We start from the raw sequence: 22,321 nt of genomic DNA on the forward strand, positions 1-22,321 counted from the left end.
CGCGATATACTTCGCGTTACTGGTTGAATTAATTTAATAGTAATGCGGAGGGCGATTTTGCAAGCATCAAAAGAGTGGCGTTGGCTTCAATGTCGCGTGCAGAACCGTTTGCTTGTTGATTTGGGTGATGAGCTACAGCTTTGCACTCCATATCGTCTTCGCCAACTTACGGCTGATTCTGATTCCAGTCCTACCTTTAGCGTTGAAGAAGCGCAATTTTATCAAAATGTCTTTGACTACTTGTGTAGTTATTCAGTTTGGTCTGAAGCACAGTGCTGCCAGATTGCTCTGAACGCAACAGCTGCAAAGTTTCACTTATTACCTGTGCAAGCAAAAAGCTGGTTTTTTCGGCCATATGCAGGGACAGAGGTACTTTGCAACGCAGTTGTAAGCCTTAAGTCTAAAGTGATGGCTGGCGAGTGCCTTATTGTTGATCATGAACGTGAAGCCAGTTTGTGCATTAACTTGACTGCAGACTTCCAACTTGATGAAAATATTAGCTTAGAACAGTTCCAAGCAATAAAAGTTTTGAATGATCGCATTCACCCAGTATTGGTTAGTAATAAAGTAAGCATAAGAGCTTAATCCAATCCCCGTCTTTACATAGCTGTGTTATACTCGCGTCAATTGAAATTACAGGGTTATCACATTGCAGTTTATTGCGCTTACATCGATTGGCATCGAAAATTTACTAGTCGAAGAACTTCAATCTTTCGAAATTAAAGTTACAAAGCAAAGCATTGGTTCGGTTCGCTTTGACGCCGACAACCTCACTGCTCAAAAGTTTTGTATGATGACGCGATACGCAACGCGCGTTATGTTGTTGATTGACGAGCATGAAGACATTAATAATAAAGATGACCTTTATAAATTTGCTCGCTTTCAGGGGTGGCAAGAGTGGTTTGGTCCTTCACAAACTTTTGCTGTCGAATTCAACGGTACAAATAAAGAATTAAAAAACACTCAGTTTTCGGGGTTAGTTATCAAAGATGCTGTGGTTGATTATTTTCAAGACCTTTATGAGCAGCGCCCGTCTGTAGATAAACAAGATGCCAATGTTCGAATCATTGCCAAGCTCAACAAACAAAAAATTGCATTGTATTTGGACTACTCAGGGCCAAGGTTATCAGATCGTGGCTACCGTTTAAAACAAGGCAAGGCGCCAATCCGTGAGCATCTTGCAGCTGCACTTGTGACTCGTAGTGGCTGGTTGAATGATACGTCTAAGCCGCTTTTTGACCCTTGTTGTGGGTCAGGCACGTTACTCATCGAAGCTGCGAGCATGGCGCTAAAAGCACCTACCAATCTGAATAAAGCTTTTGCATTTAAACGTTTGCCAAGTTTCAGAGAGGCAAAATTCAAAGAGTTGCAAAAAGAGCTAAAACAGCAAAAAGTAGACTCCAAGCTTTGGTTAATTGGTCACGACATAGATTCAAAGGTAGTAGAAACCGCAAAATCTAATGCTAATCGCGCTGGTGTGGGCGAGTTTATCCAGTTTAAAGTGGCAGATGCAGGTAAGTTACAGTCTGTTGCGAAACGTCCAGGTACAGTGCTAAGTAACTTACCTTACGGTGAGCGTTTGGGCTCAATGGCCGAGCTAATTAGCCTTTACCGTAACATGGGTGCAAGTTTTAAAAAGTATTACCAAGATTGGAATGCCGCGCTGCTTGGTACGGACGATGAACTATTTAGACTTCTGAAGTTGGCATCTAAGAAACGCTATAAATTTAAGAATGGTCCAATAGACGTTACCTTATATTTATATGAGTTGAACGAAAAACAAGTTGCGCAAAACCAACAAGCTTCAGAGTTACATTATGAACAGTCTCGCGCATTTGCAAATCGCTTGAAAAAGAACAAGCAAGGCTTGAAAAGTTGGTTGAAAAAAGAAGCTGTTCAAGCTTATCGTCTATATGATGCTGATATTCCAGAGTACAACGTAGCTGTTGATGTGTATGACGACAATGCAGTAATTTTTGAATACGCAGCGCCGAAAGAAATCAACGCGGAAGTTGCCGATAAGCGATTACAAGATGTCATCTCTTTGACTGCTGAGACATTAGATATTTCTCCAAGTAATTTGGCCGTAAAGGTGCGTAAAAAGCAACGAGGTGATGAGCAGTACACTTCTTATGAGAAGCAAAATCGTTATCAAGTCATTGAAGAGTTTGGTGCCAAATTTAAAGTCAATTTATACGATTATTTAGACACCGGTCTATTTTTGGACCATCGTTTAGCGCGTCGCTTTATTCAACAAAACGCACAAGATAAGCGAGTGTTAAACCTATTTGCCTATACGGGTACTGCATCTGTTCACGCAGCACTTGGTGGTGCTAAGTCGGTGACGACAGTTGATATGTCAAAGACATATCTCAAGTGGGCTGAAGAGAACTTTGCGCTTAATAACCTTAAAAATCCGCGCTTTAGATTCGAACAAGCAGACTGCCTGAACTGGCTTGAGCATGCGAAAGGTCAATATGATCTGATCTTCTTAGATCCTCCTACGTTCTCAAACTCAAAGCGAATGAAGAATGTTTTTGATGTACAAAGAGACCACATTCAATTGCTAACTTGGGTTAAGAATATTTTGAGCCCAGATGGCGTTTTGTTGTTCTCTAACAACAAGCGTGGATTTAAAATGGATGAAGTTGCATTAATGGGCTTGGGGTTGAAAGCGGAAAATATCTCAAAGGAGACACTATCTCCTGACTTTAAGCGCAACAAGCAAATTCACAATAGCTGGCTTATCACCCATGGCTAAAGTGGTTTTATATCATACTGATGGATGTCACCTCTGTGAGCAAGCATATGCTTTAGCAATTAATGTGCTTGCTGCTAACGACATTCATCATCAAGATATTTTGGAAGACGAGAAATTGATGACACAATTTCAAACTTCAATCCCAGTAATAAAGAATATAAAAACAGGTAAATTGCTGAACTGGCCATTTACTCAACAACAAATTGAAGAGTTTATACAAGAAGATGGATTTAATTAGAATTGCTAAAGCACAACTTGCTTTTGGTTCTCATCCGTTATTAGACAATGCAGATGCGCTAATCGAAGCAGGAGAGCGAGTGTGTATTGTTGGCAGAAACGGTGCTGGTAAATCAACTTTATTGAAGGTCCTTGATGGTCAGGTATTACTTGACGATGGTGAAATAAACCGTTTGACCGGATTAAAAGTATCGCGACTTGAACAGGACCCGCCAAAAGGTGCCGAGGGGAGTGTATTTGACTACGTGGCACAAGGCTTACCTGACGTTGCGAGTCTTTTAATTGAATACAACCACGTCAGTGAGGCGCTTCAAACTGATCAATCAACGAACCTGCTAAATAAACTTGAACGATTGTCTGCAGAGATTGAAGCTGCGGATGCATGGCGTTTTGAAAGTCGTATCAACTTGGTATTGAGCCAGTTACAACTGACAGCGCAAATGCGTTTGGAAAAGCTCTCTGGTGGTTGGTTGAGAAAAGTTGCTTTGGCAAAGGCGTTGGTAAGCGATCCTGATTTATTGCTACTAGATGAGCCAACCAACCACTTAGATATGGCAAGTGTGGAATGGCTTGAATCGTTTTTAAAAGATTTTAAAGGTGGCATAGTCTTTATTTCCCACGATCGTGCTTTTATCAGAGCTGTGGCGACAAGAATTTTAGACTTAGACAGAGGTAAGCTAGTGTCTTATCCAGGAAACTACGCTAAGTATCTAGATCAAAAAGCCCATGACTTAAAAGTAGAAGAAACGCAAAATGCGCTGTTTGATAAAAAACTTGCTGAAGAAGAGGCTTGGATCAGACAAGGGATCAAAGCGAGAAGAACACGTAATGAAGGCAGAGTACGTGCATTGAAGGCTTTGCGCGTAGAGCGTAAACAACGTGTTGAGCAGGTCGGTAAAGCTGATTTCAATATTGAGTCGGCAGAGCGTTCAGGTAAGCTAGTGTTTGAGGCCAACTTTGTAAATCACGCATTTAAAGATAAGCCAATTGTTAAAGACTTTTCGACCTTGGTTATGCGTGGTGACCGTGTTGGATTAATTGGTCCAAATGGTATTGGTAAAACGACTTTACTTAAGCTTTTATTTGGCAAGTTGTCAGCCGACAGCGGTAAGATCAAGCAAGGTGTGAACTTAGAAGTTGCTTATTTTGACCAATACCGTGAAAAGCTTGATGAAGAAATGACAGTGCAAGACAATGTCGCTGAAGGTAAGCAAGAAGTTGCAATTGGTGGTAGAAGTCGACATGTTTTAGGATATTTACAAGACTTTTTATTTCCACCAGCAAGAGCGAGAACACCAGTAAAAGCACTGTCAGGTGGTGAGAAAAACCGATTACTTCTAGCAAAACTATTCTTAAAGCCTTCAAATGTATTGGTTTTGGATGAACCGACCAACGATCTCGATATTGAGACACTTGAACTGTTAGAGGAAATTATCACTCAGTATCAAGGTACAATTTTAATTGTCAGTCACGATAGGGAGTTTATTGATAATACATGTAATAGCGTGTGGGCGTTTGAAGGGGATGGCGTTGTTACTGAGATAGTCGGTGGATATAGTGACTTTGAGTCTTATCGTGATAATAAACTGGCGCAACAAAAAGAGCTAGAGAAGTTAGATAAAGAAAAAGCAACGGCGAGCCCGGCAAAGCGAGATACAAGTAAAAACAAATCGAGTAAGCTCAGTTACAAATTAAAACTTGAATTAGAAGGCTTGCCGAGTAAAGTAGAGGAGCTTGAATCCGCGCTTGAAAGTCAGCAAGAATTAGTTAACTCCCCTGAGTTCTTTAAACAAGAGTCTGATGTAACACAACAAGCATTGAACCAACTTGCGGAATTGGAGTCCAAGCTCGAAACCGCGTATGAACGTTGGGAAGAATTAGAAGCTTTACAGAATCAGCAGTAAGGATTGAAATGAGATATTCACTTTTAGCCGCCAGTATTGGTTTGTGCTTTTCAGGGCAGCTATTTGCTGCAACGTACCAATTAACAGAGTTGCCATCACATATTGGATCAAAGAATACCTTTGTCTCTGATGCTAATGACTCAGGTGTTGTTGCAGGGCGAGCAACAGAACTCTTTAACTTAAAAATTGATGTTAGCTATATCGACTTTAGCGATGATTCGTTAATAAGAGAATATGATCTGCTGAAAGACGCGCGAGATAGAATCGATGATCCTATCAAATTTACGCTTGATGATATCCAAAATAATAATGCTACAGCAACCGATCCAGACGCACATGCATTTATGCGTGGCTATTTGAGTCAGCGTAGTGGTAATGCAGAATTTCAAAAATTAAACTCTAGCACCAGCTTGATATATGCGACTTCGAGCGCAGACGAAAAGGTCATTTTTGATGAGCAAAGAGATTATACAGGAGGAGAGTTATCTCGTTCAGTCGTCTCTTTTATCACTGCGGTTGCATCAGATGGCGCCATGGTAGGTTGGGGTACAGCGCCATACACGAAAAAGAACGAATTTACTAAAAAAGACGAAAATGAAACAACGGTCTTTTTTGAGCGCGAGTTTTCCTCTAGAGCGGTGTTTATAACGCCAGCAGGAGAAGTGATTGAATTACCATCGCCAAGCTTTGAAGCGGATTACGGCGGGCAGAGTATGGCTGCCGACGTACAAAAATTAGATGACGGAACCTATCTAGTAATAGGTCAAAGTGCCGTTAGTGTTGCTAAAGATGGTCAAGATCGCTTTAACGATATTTGTAAAAATGAAAGCGAGCCTGTGAATGTGTGTGTTTGGCGATTGCAGAATTTATCTGAGTATTACAACCGCGAAGCATACCAGTGGAAGCTTGACGCTAATTTCAACATTATTTCGGGTGAATCTAAAAGCTTAGGTGCTGGTCTTGTTCGCGAAGATGATGAAGAGCGTGCTCATATTGGAACAGCTTTAGCTGTTAACAATGCAGGCGTTGTTGTTGGCCATTCACAAACACGTAAAGACGACAACTTTATAGTTAGGCAAAGAGCTGGTTTTTATAAAGATGGTACTTTTACGCAAATGATTGACCATGTTGAAGGTTATGAGTCAAGCCGTGGCGTTGCAATTAATAATCAAGGTATTGCAATCGGTTACCGTTTCAATGAGTTTACACTTGGTCGACAAGAGCAAGTTAAAGGCTATTACTTCAATGTTAACGACAAAAAGTATACAGAAATAAAGTCATTTTATGACGGCTCAGCCTTATTCCCTGAAGACATCAATGATGCCGGTTATATCGTTGGTCAGGCAGAAGCAGAGAATTTAGGTGACAACCCAAGAAGAGAGGCGTTTCTTTATAATACTGCCAACTCGGAGCTACAAAACATAAACGACTTGTTACCGTGTAAAAGTGATGCTTTTCCTTACAGTGTTGTAGAAGCTGTTAAGATAACGGACGACAATCGAATATACGGTGTCGCTACAAAAACGGCAAAGCGCAGGGATAGTCTTGGACAAGTGATGAAAGATAGCTCAGGTGCAGATGAATATGAGTCAATAGCAGTGCCTGTGTTACTAACTCCAGATAGCAGTGGCCAACCTGAGCAATGTGCTCCTGAAGAAGCTGAAACTTACGAGAGAAGCTCAGCATCTTTTGGTATATTTAGTTTATTGGCTCTGCCGCTATTAATGTTGCGCAGACGCAGAAAGTAAACAAATAAAAAAAGGGCCTCAGGCCCTTTTTTATGAACGCTAGTTTTTGATGGGGGCTCCCATAAACTCCTGCTCAAAATTTATTGGTTTCTTGCTTCCCACGCTTTATTTACAGAGCGTCTCCAAAGATAATCTATACCAAAAAAGCCGATAATGGCTGCGATACATGCACAGATCAACGATCCTACGATAAATGCAGGGCCGATGGTGGTGATACTTTCTGTTAACCATGCCCATGTTGGCTCAAAATGGAAAGGCTGCATCTCTTGACCAAGGGCAAAAACCCCGACAAGATAAGAACAGTAAAATATTGGTGGCATTGTCAGCGGGTTTGTAATCCAAACAAGCGCAATTGATAAAGGCAAGTTTACTCGAAATGGAATTGCGAGTGCAGCCGCTAAAACCATTTGAAAAGGGACAGGGATGAACGCAAAAAATAGTCCAACGGAAAATGCACCCCTTGCTGAGCGTCGGTTAAGATGCCAAAGGTTTGCATCATGCAATAAACTTCCAAAAATTCTTAACGATTTTTGTTCTTTGATCTTATTGTGATCGGGTAAAAAGCGTTGGATCGTTTTCTTCGCCATATAGAGCAACCATCTACTTCAATATTGATTTGCTGCGGCATAATCTGTGGGTGTCTTATATCCGTGTTTTACATGGATAATTGGCAGTTACCCGGCAGTTTAGCCTTGCTCGTTTTTGTTAGTAGCTATTTTAAGCTTTTTTCAAACGTTTTGGCAGGTTTTATTTTAGGTATTTTTGTTACAGCTTTACATTACCAACTGTTTTATCAGCTTTCTTGGAAAAACCTAGTTGTTGATAAACCAGTAAAAATCACCGCTCAAGTGACCCAAATTATAAAAGCAGGAAAACGCCCTTACATACAGGTAGACATCAAATCTATTGACAAGTTTCAGGTAAAAGCCTGGCAACATGCGTATGCTAATTTATCAACGGATTCTGGCAATATCACCTTGCATGAAGGCGACATGGTCTCCGGAATTGCCAAACTAAAAACTTTTCGTTCGAGAAAAAATATATATGGCTTCGATAAGGAGTTATATGCCTTTCGCAATCATGTCTATTTTAAGGGCAAGCTAAAAGTAACGTATAGAATAGGGGACACTAATACCCTGCAAGATAAGTATAGACATTTTGTGTTGAGTACATTCGGCGCGTATAAATTTGGCTGGTTTTACTACGTACTGATGACTGGAGATAAAACACTAATTCCTCAAATAGAAAAAGAGCGCTTTCGCATGTTGGGCTTGAGTCACTTATTGGCTATTTCTGGTTTGCATATTGCGATTTTCTTTTCTCTAAGTTTCCTTTTAATAAAAACAGTAATTTACCCTTTTAAAAACCTAATATCGCAAAGCGTGAATGTACATATTTTGGGGTTAGTGTGTGCGCTGGTATTGGCTGGTGGCTATGTTGTACTAAGTGGTATGCAAGTATCAGCACAGCGTGCGTGGTTCATGACATTTTTAGGTGTTCTATGTTACGCACTGGGAGCGAGAGTCAGCTATACCCGAACTTTGACATATGCACTAACGGTTATATTACTCATCTCACCATTTACACTACTTAATTTAGGGCTTTATTTTTCTTTTGCCGCAGTTGCGAGCATCTTGTGGTTGCTCACAACTCCATCTTCTTCCGATGGTTTTAAAATAAGTTGGGTTAATAAGTGCGTATGGTTTTTCAAGATACAATTACTTCTATTCCTTGTTTTGAGTCCTTTGATGGTTTTTGCGTTTCAAGGAGTTAGTTTATCCGGGGTAATAGTGAACCTAATTGCGATCCCTTTATTGTCTTGCGCGATTTTTCCTGCCTTATTGGCCCAGGGAATAGTTTCAGTTGGCTACAACGTTCAATTGATGGATCAAATAGACCACTTTACTTACCTCGGGTATCAGTGGTTAACTAACCTTGATTACAATTGGCTTGAAGTGGGTTATATATCTGTCACTCAAACTGTATTGATGATGTTAATTTTGTTTATGCTCGGCCATGCGCTTATTCGTGCCTACGCGGTAATACCCATGGTTGTGTTAATGGTCCACAAGGCCGTTGATACTTCGCCACCATGGCAAATCAATATTTTTGACGTTGGCCACGGGAGTGCCATCTTGGTACAGCATCAAGGTAAAGGGTTTTTATATGACTTGGGTGCTAACTATTTTGGTACATATTCTATGTTTGAACAGGTTATTTTACCTTATCTACGTGCCAGAGACATTCAGCTAGTGCATACTATTGTGAGCCATGATGACGGGGACCATGCAGGCGGGTTACCAGATTTAATAAAGCTCTCGTTTGGAGAAACTTTGCACGCTTTTCATGGCACTCCTTACAGGCAACCTTGCGGTTTGAAGGAAATAACGTTTGGTCAGCTAACCATTCGTTCGATTTGGCCGAGTGAACGCCAGAATGACGATAACAACAGCTCTTGTGTTGTGATTGTCGATGATGGGAAGCACAAGTTACTTTTACCAGGTGATATCGAGTCGGTGACGGAAAATAAACTAACGGCTCAATATGGTAAGCAATTACACGCGGATTTTTTACTGGCACCACATCATGGTAGCCGCACTTCTTCAAGCATACCTTTTGTCCGCGCAGTTGGTGACAAAAAGACAGTGATTTTCTCTCGAAGCCACAACACCGCTTGGCAATTACCTCACCAGCAAATACTAAAGCGATATCTCGATGCAGAATACAAAATATACGATACTGCGTTAGATGGGCAAATTCAGATCAGAGTGTTTTCTGACCACTTTGAAGTTTACACCGCAAGAAACGCGAAAAATCTATGGTTTTTAAGATAATGCATTCAGTTTTTGTGTATTGGCGGATACAATAAGGAGGTTTTGAAGTTTTAGAGTAACACTATGCAATCGTCTGGAAAGCAAATATATAAAAGGCTTTTGACTTACACCTACGAATTTAAAGCTGCCGCCATGTTCGCCATCATTGGCATGCTTGGGTATGCGGCAATGGATGCACTGTTTATCCAGCTTATGAAGCCATTTATGGACGAAGGTTTAACTGAGGGAAACCAAGACGTACTGGCGATGGCGCCCTTTGTTGTTATTTTACTCGTTGTTGGGCGGGGAGTGTTCAATTACATGTCATCTTACTGTTTGAGTTACGTAGGATCTCAAGTGGTTAGGAAACTGCGCCAACAGTTATATGAACATATGCTATTTATGCCTGTTTCATTTCACGACAAACACTCTAACGGAGAGCTTGTTTCGAAAATCACTTTTGATACAGAGCAGGTCCAGCAGGCCGTAACTCGAGCACTTCAGGTTGCGATCAGAGAGGGCGCATTCGTTGTTTTCTTGCTTTGGGGAATGTTCGCCATCAGCTGGAAGTTGTCATTGCTATTTTTAGTGATCGTGCCATTTGTTGCCATCGTGGTCAGTATCGTCTCTAAACGTTTCAGAAAAATTTCGAAAAGAATACAAGATGCGATGGGGGCGGTCACCCGTAGCTCTGAACAAATGTTATCAGGTCACAAAGAAATTCATGGTTTTGGTGGACAGGAAAAAGAAATTTCGCATTTTGCCACGGTTAACAACCACAATCGTCAGCAGCGCGTGAAGATGGATGCGACTAGAGCGTTAAGCGTTTCGGTGATTCAGCTGATCGCAGCCAGTGCAATGGCTGTTGTTCTTGCTATTATCGCTATGCCTGATGTACACGATACACTAACACCAGGCGTCGTAGCTTCGCTAATTACTGCTATGGTGATGATGTTAAGGCCTTTAAAGCAATTGGCGAATGTTAATAGTGACTTTCAGCGTGGTATCGCTGCAGCCAATAGCATATTTGAAGTACTAGATCAGGAAAAAGAAAAAGACCTAGGCACGCACAGTGTTGATGCCGTTGCAGGAGATATATCTGTTAATAACGTGTCTTTCACGTACCCAACCAAAGATGAGCCAGTTATTGAAAACTTATCAATTGATATTCCAGCAGGCCAAAGCATAGCATTGGTCGGTCGAAGTGGGTCTGGCAAATCAACTCTTTCAAGTCTATTACCCAGATTTTACGATTTAGATAGCGGTTCAATTAAGCTAGATGGCGTTGAATTAAGCGACTATTCTTTGGCGTGCTTAAGAAAGCAGTTTGCTTTGGTTTCGCAGCACGTAACGTTGTTTAACGATACGATAGCCAACAACATAATGTATGGGCTAGACGAAAAAATGTCAGACGAAGAGTTAGTGGAAGTTGCCAAAAAAGCACATGTTTGGGAGTTTGTTAAAGATCTACCAGATGGGCTCAACACCGAAGTGGGTGAAAATGGGGTGATGCTTTCTGGCGGCCAAAGGCAGCGAATCGCCATTGCAAGAGCAATAGTTAAAGATGCACCAATTCTAATTCTTGATGAAGCAACTTCGGCCTTAGACACCGAGTCAGAGCGTTTGATCCAAGAGGAGTTGGATAAACTTATGGTGAATAAAACTTCGATAGTGATTGCACACCGTTTATCTACCATTGAAAAGGCAGACCAAATCTATGTACTTGAGCAGGGGCGTGTGCTTGAACAAGGAAAGCATCAAGACTTATTAGCAAAGGATGGGGCATATTCAGCACTTTGCAAAATGCAATACGGTGAATAATTGTGAATAAAATAGAGAAGAGCTGGTACAAGCCAGTTGGCCTAATTAACATTTTGTTGTTGCCACTGAGTGCGCTATTTTGGTTAATAAGCGGATGTAGACGTGTGTTATTCCGCCTTGGGATTAAATCTTCGTACAAAGCCTCTGTGCCAGTAATGATTGTTGGAAATATTGGCATTGGTGGCAATGGAAAAACGCCATTTGTGCTTTGGTTGGTGCCTTATTTGCAATCATTGGGATTAAAAGTAGCAGTGATAAGTAGAGGCTATGGCGCGAAACCTCCTCATACGCCTTACCAAGTTTCAAATGAGAGTACCGCACTGCAAGCTGGCGATGAGCCACTATTGATTTATAAGCGACTTGGCTGCGATGTGGTCATTGGCGCAGATCGACAAGCGAGTATTGAATATCTCATTGAAAATAATGAACCTGATATAATTGTAAGCGATGATGGTTTGCAACACTACCAACTGGACCGAGATATCGAGGTGTGTATTGTCGACAATGAACGTCGCTTTGGAAATGGCTTTTTATTGCCCGCAGGCCCTCTAAGAGAGTTACCTAAGCGCTTGAAGACGGTGGACTTAACTGTATTTAATGGTTCAATTAAAGAAGATGGCTATTCGCTCAATACCACGGGTATTTTCAGTGTAAAAACCGGACTCCCGGTGAGTGGCTTTACACCTAAAGGCATTGCAGTGAGTGCGATAGGCAACCCTGCTCGGTTCGAAAAATCGTTAAAAGCCAATGGAGTAAACATTATTCAAAGCCGGCATTTCGCTGATCACCATATGTTTACTGAGCAGGACTTTGACACAGTTAGCAAAAACAATTTATTCATGACAGAAAAAGACGCGGTTAAATGTCAGTCGTTTGCGAAAGACAACTGGTATTTTTTACGTGTAGATGCTGTTCCGTCAGAAGGGCTTATTACTAAGCTCCACAATTTATTAGATAAAAAGGGGATCATCACCCATGGCGTTTGATACAAAATTACTCGAAATTATTGCCTGCCCAGTATGCAAAGGCAAATTAGCCTACGATAAAGAAAACAAAGAACTTATAAGCACAGCCGCAAAGCTTGCTTACCCTGTAAGAGACGATATCCCTGTTTTATTAGAAAATGAAGCAAGGGAGCTATCCCTTGAAGAGGTAGAAAAGTGGAATTCATAGTTGTCATACCGGCAAGGTATGCGTCAACGCGATTGCCGGGCAAACCGCTGGTTGATATTTGTGGCAAAACCATGATTCAAAGAGTGTATGAACAGGCGGTCAAATCGGGTGCAAAAGCCGTTTATGTGGCTACCGATCATCAATTGGTTTATGACGAAGTAAAGCGCTTTACTGACAATGTATTAATGACGCGTGCAGATCATCAATCAGGCACAGAACGCCTTGCTGAAGTGGTTGAGTTACTCAATTTAGACGACGACACACTGATAGTAAATGTGCAAGGCGATGAGCCGCTATTAGAGCCTGAAAACATCTCTCAAGTTGCTGATTTGTTATTCCAGTCGTCAGCGCCAATGGCCACTTTGAGTGTAGATATTAACGACGTAGAAGAAGTTCTAAATCCCAATGCAGTGAAAGTAGTCAGTGATGTTAATCAAAATGCACTGTACTTTTCACGCTCACCCATTCCATTTCAGCGAGACAGCATGATGTCTTTGGATAAAGCGCGCATTCCAGTGTCGCATTTTAATCGTCATGTTGGAATTTATGCCTATCGCGCTGGTTTTATTAAAACTTATTTAGCACTGAGTGTTTCACCACTTGAAGTGCAAGAGTCGCTCGAGCAACTAAGGGTATTGTTTCATGGCTACCCAATCAAGGTTACAAAGGCGATGAAACCAGTTCATGCAGGTGTGGATACCCCAGAAGACCTAGAGAGAGTGGTCGAGTTTTTGAATGACTAACTTCAATGTCATTGCGCAGCACGAAGATTACATTGTTGCCTATAAACCCTGTAACTTGAGCTTTCACAGTGAAGAGCAGGCAGGGTTTGTTGCACTGTTGGAACAACAGGTGGGCTTCAGTTTATTTCCGGTACATAGGTTGGATAAGGTGACCTCTGGGTTGATTGTCTTGGCGAAATCAAGCCAAGCGGCCGCGAAGCTTACAGCGCTTTTTACGGATCGAGAGGTAAGTAAATTTTACCTTGCGCTGATTTCAGATAAACCGAAAAAAAAGCAAGGTTGGATAAAAGGTGATATGGCTAAGTCGCGCCGTGGTACTTATAAGTTGCTAAAAAGCCAAGATAACCCTGCGGTCACTCGGTTTTATACGGCGAGTATTCAATCCGGTTTAAGAGCCTGTTTGCTTAAGCCATACAGTGGTAAGACACATCAGCTTAGAGTGGCATTAAAAAGTTTATCAGCACCAATATTGGGTGATGAAAGCTATGGTGGTAAGCAGTCAGATAGAGTATACCTTCATGCTTTTTCACTGTCATTTTACTGGAATGGAACACTTCAAAGTTTTAGCGCAGTACCAGAAGAAGGGTCGCAATTCATGCAATTAATCGAGCATGACATTTTTTTATCGTGGCGTCAGCCTGAGCAGTTAGAGTGGTAATATGACAGAACAAGATACGTCACTTCGTTTTGGTGGCATAGGCAGGTTATACGGTGATCAGCAATTGGCATGGCTAAGTGAAGCTCACTTTTGTGTCATAGGGATTGGTGGGGTTGGTAGCTGGGCCGCTGAAGCTCTGGCAAGGACAGGTATCGGACATATCACCTTAATTGACCTGGATGATATATGTGTCACGAATATCAATCGTCAATTGCATGCCGTTACTGAAACAGTGGGTGATATAAAAGCGGAAGCAATGAAAACGCGTTTGCAAAGTATTAATCCAGATTGTCAGGTCACCGTTATCGATGACTTTATCACACTTGAAAATATCAAAGAGTATATTCAAGGTTTTGATTACGTTATTGACTGTATTGATGCGGTGAAAGAAAAAGCAGCCCTGATCGCACATTGCAAGCGAAATAAAATACCGGTAATGACAACCGGTGGTGCAGGGGGTCAAACGGACCCGAGCCAAATTTGTTTTGGTGATGTCGCTAAGACGACCCATGACCCTTTGCTCGCCAAGGTGAGATACCTACTGCGTAAGCAATACAACTTTACATCAAATCCAAAACGAAAGTTTGCCGTTGATTGTGTTTATTCAACGGAGCAGCTTGTTTACCCGACCGAAGATGGTGCTGTTTGTAAAGCAAAGCAGCAAGCGGATGGCAGCAAGAATATGGACTGTGCTACAGGCTTTGGATCCGCAACTATGGTTACTGGCAGCTTTGGTTTTTTTGCAGCTGCGCGGTCGATCAGAAAATACTTAGATAGGCGTGCTCGAAGCAGCAAATAAGTACTTTTAAGTATATTTTGTGTGTGATAGCTTTTAAATATATGCCCAATACAGTCATAAATTAGCTGTATTGGGCTAGTAAATTGCGCTCATATTTTGGGAATAATTAGCATTCCATTTACAGAAACTAAGTAGTTGAAAAGGCGGTACTCTATTAGCACCTTCTTATTCTTATTATAAGGAAAACGGCAAATACCATCTTTAGGCTCTGTTTGGCTAACCTGATCTAGCATAAGCATCACCTCTTTATTTTGTTTAATAAATTGTTGTTCTTCGCCAGAAAGAGATGAGAATACGTCTAAAAATAGGTGACGAAGCGCAATGCCTAGATATTGTTTAGAGCTGCCAGTATTAACAATCACAGACCAATATTGATGAAGTAAAAAGACAAAGCTAAATGCCTCAATCCCCGTGTATTGTTGGTAGGCTGGCCCAAACATCCTTTCAACATACTTGATAGACTCTGATATTTTTTCGTAGACAGCAAAGTCTTTATCATACTCCTTTGCGATACTGGTATTCGTCAATAGGTCATTGACAATAAGGAAAGCATCACGGAGGTTACACTCTATAGTTACTTGAGGCACGAAAGACATTCTTTCAGCTTCACTGTTCAAAAATGCGTGTTGAATAAAGCCAAAATAAGTTTGATCGTTTTTCTCTATATCGGAAGGAAATCGAAATACGTTATATTTAGTTGCGTTTTGCATATAAGGTGCGTGCCATCGAATAGAATTCATATTTCGAATAGCTGGGATCAAGACTTGATCACAAATGTGTTCATAATAACTTTGCAGCAATTTACTCGGAAGTACTATTGAAAAAGGGGACTGGTTAAAACTTAAAATATCCTCAGTATTCGTATTTAGTAGGTGAAACTCAGTATCAAGCGGGAAATCGCTATCTAGGAATATAAATCCAGGCATTCCTCGTTTATCTTCAGGAATATAAAATGGATCAATTTCTCTTAGAAAAGTAGGCTCGTCACTGGGGCCAACTGCATCGAGTGTCAGGCTGATTCTATTGTGATCACGAACAGTAAAATCTACAAAGGTTCCCTCAGGAATATCGTCACAAGTGGCATATGAACATACAAACCCTTCACCGTCAACGGGGTCATTGTCTATCTCTTCCTCTTCTATGTTTGAGTCATTCGGAAGTTGAATATCATTTAAAGCCTGATTAGTGGCATATGATAGTGTCACTGGAAACAAGTCCGAAGATTGAAATTCAAATCCTATCGAATAGATCATTAGCGCCGGCTCTTGCTGAGATACCGTACTTCCATAACCACCATTTAAAGGGTTTTTATTACTCAGATTATCCATATTCCTCTCCAAAAACTTTTTTCATTCAGCCTTTGAGTATGGTAATTAACCAGGCGAGAAAATCGGGGATTAGAGTTATTGTTACAGGTAAAGTTTCGAAGTTAAGTGCATTTATTGGCGCAGCTATAAATAAAAAGTTAATCGCTTAAACCATGTGATGCTATTGCAGGCATATGTCGCTATCCGTGCAAAAAGGGTGATTAATTTATTACACTTTTTTAGTTTTTCTTGGCAGCCTAATAATTAAATTTTTCTCTAGGCTTTATGTAAGCACCTTAATCGAATAAAAAGCATCCTATCAAATTGATAACATGAAGATTAATTTATTGACGAAATACCAAAGTAGTTTTGAGTTAATAATTTTGATTCATTCAGGGTAAGAAAGATAGCAAAACCCGCTGTCATCGCTTTCAGAATATGACTAAGAGGGTTAGGGGACTGGCTTTATATGCGAAGTGGCCATTAGTTTTTTGTTAACCTAGCTGATTAAACCTCGCTCCTTAGTTACGATAAGCGCTGAAATTTCATTTCGTAGAGAACTCAGCGCTTATGAAGGAAAAGATGAATGGGAATTTACCGTTTGGAGCGGTATAGGTCATCCTACTGAATTGCAGCAACCTTTTTATTTATAAGTTCAACAATGGCTTTGACGCCGTTACCTCTTGATGGGCTTAAATGTTTAATTAGCCCCATTTCTTCGAACAGCTGATAGGCATCAATTGATTGAGCATCCTGAGGGAGAGCGTTGTTGTAACACGCTAGGATGATAGCTAGCAATCCTTTTACAATTCGTGTATCCGAATCTGCGATGATGACCAATCTTTGCTGTGATTCATCTAGATCCAAATGAAGCCAAACGTTACTTTCACAGCCTTTAACTTGTGCATCAGGGGTTTTTAGTGGCTCAGGTAATACTGGCAGCTGTTTACCTAATAACATGATCTCACGATACTTAGCTTGCCAGCCTTTTAAACTATTTAATTTGCTTTGGATTTGATTGATATCCATTTTATTCTTCCAACATCTCAATGGTTTCGATAAGCGCAGTAATAAAGGCGTCTATGTCTTGCTGATTGTTATAAAAAGCAAGGCTCACGCGAACGGTACCTGTAATACTTAAATGTGCCATTAATGGCTGGGTGCAATGGTGCCCACTTCTTACAGCAATGCCATAAGAGTTAAGAAGTGTCGCAATGTCGAAGTGGTGCTCGTTTTTATAAGTAAAGCTTACCACGCCGATATTGTTTTGCGTATCACCCCATATTTTTATGCCGTCAATTTGGCCCAATTGAGTCAACAAGTATTGATATAGTGAATGCTCGAAGGTGAGTAGCTCGTTTTTATCAATTGAAGTTAAATAGTCAAGTGCCGCACCAAATCCAATTACGCCACTGATGTTTGGCGTGCCGGGCTCAAACTTCTCTGGGGCAGTCCTAAAAGTTGTTCCGGTAAAACTCACGGTATCAATCATTTCCCCGCCAGTTTGATAAACAGGTAAATTGTTGAGCATTTCATAACGGCCATACAATCCACCAACACCTGTTGGTCCAAGTGCTTTGTGAGCTGAAAACACAAAAAAGTCGCAATCTAGCGCTTTAAGATCTGGTCTTAAATGCATAAAAGATTGTGCGCCATCAACGACTGTGATAGTTCCGTAGGGTTTAGACGCTTCAATCAGTTGCTTTACGTCATGAATATTACCAAGTGCGTTTGATGCATGGCACACGCTTAGTACTTTAGGTTTTGTATGGCGAATAAACTCAATAGCGGCGGATTGATTTAAAACCCCTTCCTGTGAAACAGGTAAAAGCGCAATTTTAGCCCCGGTTTTTTCTGCAGCTTGTTGCCAAGGGACAATATTTGCGTGATGTTCAAGCGGCGAAAGCACAATAACATCGTCTTCACCAAGCGTATTGGTCAGGCCATAGGCCAAAAGGTTGAGAGAGTCTGTTGCACCTTTGGTCCAAACAACTTCATTGCGTTGGACATTTAAGTATTGAGCAAGCTTGTCACGTATTGCTTCATATTTAGCTGTTGCCTGTGCACTCAGTGTGTGGGCACCTCGATGCACATTGGCATTTTCTTGATGATAGAATTGATTGACAGCATCAATAACAACTTGCGGCTTTTGCGTGGTGGCGGCTGAATCAAAGTAACAAAGCGGCTGCTCATCAACTAAGTTTTGTAATAAAGGGAAGTCTTTCCGAAGTTGCTCAATCAAGGTATTTGCTCATTAAGAACTATAAACCGCCGAATTTTACCTAATTCAACTAACCTTGCAAGCCCGAACAATTTATTTCTGTTTAATGAAATCAAAAAAGGCAGCTATTAGCTGCCTTTACTGGATTAGTGTCCCACTTTAGGAGGGAAGTTGGACAAAATATCTTTCACGGTATTATTAACCGTTTCTGTGCGCTTTTCAGGCGACTCCTTCTTACGAAGGCGTCCTTCTTTTGCGCCGCGCCACACAAGTTGATTTGAAGCTCTGTCGATAACATCAATAACCAAAGTACCTACTTCATATTCACGGGCCTGTGTTTGCGTATGCCAGCCAACACCCCAATAATTCCAACGCGCAGAGTAGCTGGTATTAAATGTATCTACGTCAAGTTTTGTATCAACCGCTGCATGAAAGTTTACCATGACATCTGCCTGAGCATTTTCTACCAAGGTGAGACCATGTTGCGCCATTTCTGTAATAATTGCATTTCGAACGCGCTTTTCCATCAGTTCACTGATCTGATAGTTTTGAGCACCTTTGTCAAAGTTTGCAGTGTCTGGAGACCATGAAAAAGTTTTGTAGTTGGCAAATTCAACTGATTTATCATAGTCCCAATCAGGGGTGTTAGAACAAGCACTTAATACAATCAAACTTAGCGCTACAAGCAGGTTACGAGTCATTTTTTACTCCTTAATTAAGGCTTTTGGCCTTGTAATACTAACTGGACCAAAGTTGATAAGCAAAAAGCAAATAAACTTTAAGATCCAGTAAGTAAGACCAGTTAAAACTATGAATGTTCCACTTCAATCCAGTCTTTTTCATCAACCCAGTTTTGGCTTCCCTGATTAACACTGCGGATGGGAACCAAGTAATCACAGCTGATCTGCGGCTTAACAGAAGCAAATATTGGCACAAACCCGAAGCTCAGTGCAGTTTCGATAATTGCTTTTTGGTTCTGCGGGTCAATATCTGCAGCCTCATCAATGTATATTGGTATACGGTATAAAGCTTGTTCTTGATCAGATAGCAGGTAGCGAATGAACAGCATACCACATAACAGTTTGATGGTAATTCGGGTACCATTGGAGCCCGCAGAGTCAATTTTATCAAAGTGCTCGGTTTCACCAGCTCTATTGACGACTTCAAAGCGAATATCGAATAAATCGGTAAGCGTTAAACCTGCTTTTTCACTGGCTAGTTTAATGATATGGTCTTTTGCTTCATTAACTGCATTTTCATCCGCTTTTGCCTCACTAAGTAAGTCGAAACTGTCACCTTGCTCATAAACTTCAGAAGTGCTGATAATAGTATCAATGCTGTCGACCAACATTTTGCGAGGGATAACATTGATCTTAAATGCTTTTAAGTTCGAGATACGATGTTGGCTGATCCCGCGGTTAAAGCTGTTCATTTCACGGCGTAATCGATCTAAATCTTCTCTTAAGCCTTTTATTGTCGCGGCAACTTCGGTCAGGGCGACACGTGCTTGACGTTCAACAGCATCCCGTTCGTTATCAATATTGTGGTATGCGCTGATCAATTTAGCATATTTGTTTGACTCATCGGTTTCATTGTCAAACTTGGTGATGCCTGCATTGTAGATATGAAGATATGTATTGCGCACATTTACATCTAAGTTTCTCAGCTCTTGGCAATCTTTGTTGAATTGATGGACTATTTCCGACAAGTTATCAAAGTCGATCTTCACATCGATAGGATAGGGGGTCTGTTTTCCTTCATAAATTGCTAATGTGTGGTCGATACGTTCGGACTTCACTTGCTTAAGACGATCGCTTTGTCTCAAAATAAGATCTTGCTTGCTTTTTATGATCGAACGGCGATCTGAAATTGATCCTGCGTTGCGTTGTACATCTTGTAAATAGTCATCTACTTGCTCGCGTTCGGCACCTAATTGGTCTTTGAGAGCCATTTGTGCCTCTGCCGACTGTTGCATGGTTTGGAATTGCTCGAAGCGTTTAAGTGCATCTTCCGTAGCCATCAGTTCTTGATACAAGGCATCGCGCTCTTGTTGTTTATCGGCAACATTCGCTGCAACTTCTCTTTGCTGCTTTAGCTCTGTCAATGAACGTTGCAGTGCTTCGAGCTGGGCTTGTAATTGTGCTTTGTTCTCTCCACTTTGCATTTGCACTGGCGCTAGCTTCTTAAGTTTAACGCTCACACCAGGTAATTGCAGCTCTCCACCTTTAACGGCGTTTGAAAGCAAGGCTAAGAAATCAGCAAACGCATCTTCATCGTGAATGGTTACTTCACCTTGAGAAGTGGTTGCAAACGACAGCAGATCAGGGTTCAGTATTCGAGAGATTTCTTCTACTTCTTTGAGTGATAGATCTTCTCTCATACGAGTAAATAAATTGAACTCTAGGTTTTTCAGTTGTAGCTTTAAGCTCTTTATCTGCTTTTGAGTTTCACCAATACGGTAATCTAAAGTATGTAAACTCTGACCTTGTGCGCTGTTGATCGAGAATGACAACTGCTCATACTCTTTTTTCAAAAGAGTGAGGTTTGTTTTTAGTGTCGCATGGTTGGTTAATTCAAACTCAGATTTGAGTGCTTGATAGTCTGTAAACCATTGCTCAATTTGTGTTTGTTTACGTTCGATATCGCGAGATTGCTGAACATAAAGTTGTTGTTTTTGTTCAAAATCTCGTTTTTCTTGCTCGATATTTTCGAGCTGTTCATTCAGTTCGTCGATTTGTGACGTTTGGTATTCATCGAATGCGATAATAGCTTGATCAATTTTAGGCGCATAAGCTGCTAACTTACCCTTGATAGTCGCTTCGCTTTCAATCATTTGTTCCAGTGCAGCAATGGGTTCTTGCATTGACTCTAAGGCGGTAAGCTCACGTTTAGAACGATTGACTTTATCGAATGCACGTCGCCAGACTTCGTAAAAGTCGACTTTTGAGTTTGACATATGGCGTTCAAAAACTCGTAACATAAAACGTTTAACATCATGAGCACCTAACTTATGTAAGTTCAAAATGCGTCGAAAGATCTCTTTGTAGATCGCGGCGTCTTGAACATTGTTAAGTGGGATCATTTTGAGATTGATGTCACCATCATATGGGGTTGCGCCACCGGTCAATAGTGCGTTGAGTTCTGCGGCTTTTAGTTCAATGGCTTTGTAACCTTTAGAATCTAAATGATTGAATAGTTTAGTGTATTTAATGATGCTTTTACCTTCAGTAAAATCATCAAGGTTAAGTTTACCGTTGTAGCAAAAAAATTGGTGCGCGTAACCTGCGATTTTTCCAAGACCTGCAACACCAATGACTACGTCACCATGGGGTAGGTTTGCTTCAAGTAAAATGTAAGACTGATCGCTCGAAAAATAGAATTTTCGGGTTTCTTCTAAGTCGTGGCCGTCCCATTCAGTTAAGCGTAAATCGTTGACCAAAGGAAATTGAAGCGCATTGATAACTGAGCTTTTACCTGTGTTGTTAGGGGCGCAAATTGATGCACTTTTATCCAGTGGAATAACACACTTTGCATAGCCTGCGGTATTTAAAAGCGCTAGCTTACTTAATCCATATAATTCGCTCATACTTCTTCCTCTAGCGCTTCAAAATTGTCTTCGTTAACTTCCATTAGGGCGTCGATATATCTATAAACCGGCGCTAATAATACAAAACCGCGTTCAGTTTCTTTGCACAGCCCCAATCTCAACATACGTAAAAAAACGTCTTTTCTTAAATCAGATCCTGAAAAGATCTCCAATTGATCAAATAAATGTTTGTTGAGCTGAATAAGCGTTTGCATCAGTTCCAAATCAATTTGTTCATCAAACAATGCTCGCAGAGGATCTTTACCTTGGTTGGCGTAGTACTCTATAAGAATAAAAACCGTCAAGGCGATAGCGCGACTGATCTTGCCCATATTGGGAGTGCTTTCGTCACTGGCAAGGTAGTAAAATCCTCTCGCATCATGTTGTAAATCATGGCCTAACGCTGCAAACAACGCTTGGTATGACTCTATGTGTTGGTCCAGTTCTTGCCAAAGCGTCGTATCTTGTTCACTGATGTGATACCCACCTGCAAGCTTTTTATTGATGGCTTGCAGTTGTGATAAATCGTTTAGATTAATTTGTGTCATGG

General features: G+C 41.0%; 19 protein-coding genes. 12 read left to right on the plus strand and 7 right to left on the minus strand.

What is annotated here, in order from left to right; genetic code table 11:
- Positions 1 to 54: 54 nt before the first annotated feature.
- From MHN81_RS20040 to MHN81_RS20060, 5 genes are all read left to right on the plus strand, one after another.
- Positions 55 to 585, plus strand: coding sequence for a cell division protein ZapC domain-containing protein (locus MHN81_RS20040; RefSeq protein WP_036976238.1), 531 nt, complete (start codon positions 55 to 57; stop codon positions 583 to 585).
- Positions 586 to 649: 64 nt separating this feature from the next.
- Positions 650 to 2,761: a bifunctional 23S rRNA (guanine(2069)-N(7))-methyltransferase RlmK/23S rRNA (guanine(2445)-N(2))-methyltransferase RlmL gene (gene rlmKL, locus MHN81_RS20045; protein WP_023399422.1), complete on the plus strand. Its 2,112-nt coding sequence runs from the start codon at positions 650 to 652 to the stop codon at positions 2,759 to 2,761.
- Complete coding sequence (locus tag MHN81_RS20050; protein ID WP_023399423.1) at positions 2,754 to 2,999, plus strand: glutaredoxin family protein; 246 nt, start codon at positions 2,754 to 2,756, stop codon at positions 2,997 to 2,999. Before rlmKL ends, MHN81_RS20050 begins: the two co-directional genes overlap by 8 nt.
- Positions 2,986 to 4,902 (plus strand): ABC transporter ATP-binding protein, encoded by a 1,917-nt coding sequence (locus MHN81_RS20055; RefSeq protein ID WP_239426526.1) that lies wholly within the window; start codon positions 2,986 to 2,988, stop codon positions 4,900 to 4,902. The genes MHN81_RS20050 and MHN81_RS20055 overlap by 14 nt, the downstream gene beginning before the upstream one ends.
- 8 nt (positions 4,903 to 4,910) lie before the next feature.
- On the plus strand, positions 4,911 to 6,650 hold the full coding sequence (locus MHN81_RS20060) for a DUF3466 family protein (protein ID WP_239426527.1): 1,740 nt from the start codon (positions 4,911 to 4,913) through the stop codon (positions 6,648 to 6,650).
- 80 nt (positions 6,651 to 6,730) lie between these two features.
- Here the strand turns inward: MHN81_RS20060 and MHN81_RS20065 are convergent, their stop codons facing one another.
- Positions 6,731 to 7,237, minus strand: a complete 507-nt coding sequence (locus MHN81_RS20065) for a DUF2062 domain-containing protein (RefSeq protein ID WP_023399426.1) — start codon at positions 7,235 to 7,237, stop codon at positions 6,731 to 6,733.
- 24 nt (positions 7,238 to 7,261) lie between these two features.
- Between MHN81_RS20065 and MHN81_RS20070 the strand changes: the two genes are divergently transcribed.
- The 7 genes from MHN81_RS20070 to tcdA all read left to right on the plus strand — a co-directional run bounded on the left by MHN81_RS20070 (position 7,262) and on the right by tcdA (position 14,657).
- The gene (locus MHN81_RS20070; protein WP_343224735.1) at positions 7,262 to 9,484 is read left to right on the plus strand and encodes a DNA internalization-related competence protein ComEC/Rec2; all 2,223 of its coding nucleotides are present in this window, start codon (positions 7,262 to 7,264) and stop codon (positions 9,482 to 9,484) included.
- A gap of 63 nt (positions 9,485 to 9,547) precedes the next feature.
- Positions 9,548 to 11,284: a lipid A export permease/ATP-binding protein MsbA gene (gene msbA / locus MHN81_RS20075; RefSeq protein ID WP_023399428.1), complete on the plus strand. Its 1,737-nt coding sequence runs from the start codon at positions 9,548 to 9,550 to the stop codon at positions 11,282 to 11,284.
- Positions 11,285 to 11,286: 2 nt separating this feature from the next.
- Positions 11,287 to 12,270, plus strand: a complete 984-nt coding sequence (gene lpxK, locus MHN81_RS20080) for a tetraacyldisaccharide 4'-kinase (RefSeq protein ID WP_036976157.1) — start codon at positions 11,287 to 11,289, stop codon at positions 12,268 to 12,270.
- Positions 12,260 to 12,457 carry a Trm112 family protein gene (locus tag MHN81_RS20085; protein ID WP_023399430.1) on the plus strand — a complete coding sequence of 66 codons (198 nt, stop codon included), beginning with the start codon at positions 12,260 to 12,262 and terminating at the stop codon, positions 12,455 to 12,457. Before lpxK ends, MHN81_RS20085 begins: the two co-directional genes overlap by 11 nt.
- The gene (kdsB, locus tag MHN81_RS20090) at positions 12,445 to 13,200 is read left to right on the plus strand and encodes a 3-deoxy-manno-octulosonate cytidylyltransferase (protein ID WP_239426529.1); all 756 of its coding nucleotides are present in this window, start codon (positions 12,445 to 12,447) and stop codon (positions 13,198 to 13,200) included. The genes MHN81_RS20085 and kdsB overlap by 13 nt, the downstream gene beginning before the upstream one ends.
- Positions 13,193 to 13,858, plus strand: coding sequence for a TIGR01621 family pseudouridine synthase (locus MHN81_RS20095; RefSeq protein ID WP_023399432.1), 666 nt, complete (start codon positions 13,193 to 13,195; stop codon positions 13,856 to 13,858). Before kdsB ends, MHN81_RS20095 begins: the two co-directional genes overlap by 8 nt.
- Before the next feature lies 1 nt (position 13,859).
- A complete protein-coding gene (tcdA, locus tag MHN81_RS20100) occupies positions 13,860 to 14,657 on the plus strand; it encodes a tRNA cyclic N6-threonylcarbamoyladenosine(37) synthase TcdA (protein WP_239426530.1) in 798 nt (265 codons plus the stop codon).
- An 89-nt stretch (positions 14,658 to 14,746) separates the two neighbouring features.
- On the opposite strand, the gene MHN81_RS20105 is transcribed toward tcdA, so the two are convergent.
- From MHN81_RS20105 to MHN81_RS20130, 6 genes are all read right to left on the minus strand, one after another.
- Entirely contained in the window at positions 14,747 to 15,985 is a 1,239-nt protein-coding gene (locus MHN81_RS20105; protein ID WP_239426531.1) for a hypothetical protein, read from the minus strand.
- Positions 15,986 to 16,585: 600 nt separating this feature from the next.
- The gene (locus MHN81_RS20110) at positions 16,586 to 16,993 is read right to left on the minus strand and encodes a SufE family protein (protein ID WP_023399435.1); all 408 of its coding nucleotides are present in this window, start codon (positions 16,991 to 16,993) and stop codon (positions 16,586 to 16,588) included.
- A gap of 1 nt (position 16,994) precedes the next feature.
- Positions 16,995 to 18,206: a cysteine desulfurase gene (locus MHN81_RS20115; RefSeq protein WP_239426532.1), complete on the minus strand. Its 1,212-nt coding sequence runs from the start codon at positions 18,204 to 18,206 to the stop codon at positions 16,995 to 16,997.
- A gap of 125 nt (positions 18,207 to 18,331) precedes the next feature.
- Positions 18,332 to 18,886, minus strand: coding sequence for a DUF4136 domain-containing protein (locus tag MHN81_RS20120; protein ID WP_023399437.1), 555 nt, complete (start codon positions 18,884 to 18,886; stop codon positions 18,332 to 18,334).
- 107 nt (positions 18,887 to 18,993) lie between these two features.
- The gene (locus tag MHN81_RS20125) at positions 18,994 to 21,771 is read right to left on the minus strand and encodes a hypothetical protein (RefSeq protein WP_023399438.1); all 2,778 of its coding nucleotides are present in this window, start codon (positions 21,769 to 21,771) and stop codon (positions 18,994 to 18,996) included.
- On the minus strand, positions 21,768 to 22,319 hold the full coding sequence (locus MHN81_RS20130; RefSeq protein ID WP_023399439.1) for a hypothetical protein: 552 nt from the start codon (positions 22,317 to 22,319) through the stop codon (positions 21,768 to 21,770). Before MHN81_RS20130 ends, MHN81_RS20125 begins: the two co-directional genes overlap by 4 nt.
- Positions 22,320 to 22,321: the final 2 nt, after the last annotated feature.

Source organism: Pseudoalteromonas sp. Of7M-16, assembly GCF_022347805.1.
GTDB lineage: Bacteria > Pseudomonadota > Gammaproteobacteria > Enterobacterales > Alteromonadaceae > Pseudoalteromonas > Pseudoalteromonas luteoviolacea_F.

Coding starts and splice junctions, on each gene's coding strand:
- MHN81_RS20050 (WP_023399423.1), top strand. CDS start 2,754: ATGGCTAAAGTGGTTTTATATCATACTGATGGATGTCACCTCTGTGAG.
- MHN81_RS20055 (WP_239426526.1), top strand. CDS start 2,986: ATGGATTTAATTAGAATTGCTAAAGCACAACTTGCTTTTGGTTCTCAT.
- MHN81_RS20060 (WP_239426527.1), top strand. CDS start 4,911: ATGAGATATTCACTTTTAGCCGCCAGTATTGGTTTGTGCTTTTCAGGG.
- MHN81_RS20065 (WP_023399426.1), bottom strand. CDS start 7,237: ATGGCGAAGAAAACGATCCAACGCTTTTTACCCGATCACAATAAGATC.
- msbA (WP_023399428.1), top strand. CDS start 9,548: ATGCAATCGTCTGGAAAGCAAATATATAAAAGGCTTTTGACTTACACC.
- MHN81_RS20085 (WP_023399430.1), top strand. CDS start 12,260: ATGGCGTTTGATACAAAATTACTCGAAATTATTGCCTGCCCAGTATGC.
- MHN81_RS20095 (WP_023399432.1), top strand. CDS start 13,193: ATGACTAACTTCAATGTCATTGCGCAGCACGAAGATTACATTGTTGCC.
- tcdA (WP_239426530.1), top strand. CDS start 13,860: ATGACAGAACAAGATACGTCACTTCGTTTTGGTGGCATAGGCAGGTTA.
- MHN81_RS20105 (WP_239426531.1), bottom strand. CDS start 15,985: ATGGATAATCTGAGTAATAAAAACCCTTTAAATGGTGGTTATGGAAGT.
- MHN81_RS20110 (WP_023399435.1), bottom strand. CDS start 16,993: ATGGATATCAATCAAATCCAAAGCAAATTAAATAGTTTAAAAGGCTGG.
- MHN81_RS20120 (WP_023399437.1), bottom strand. CDS start 18,886: ATGACTCGTAACCTGCTTGTAGCGCTAAGTTTGATTGTATTAAGTGCT.
- MHN81_RS20125 (WP_023399438.1), bottom strand. CDS start 21,771: ATGAGCGAATTATATGGATTAAGTAAGCTAGCGCTTTTAAATACCGCA.
- MHN81_RS20130 (WP_023399439.1), bottom strand. CDS start 22,319: ATGACACAAATTAATCTAAACGATTTATCACAACTGCAAGCCATCAAT.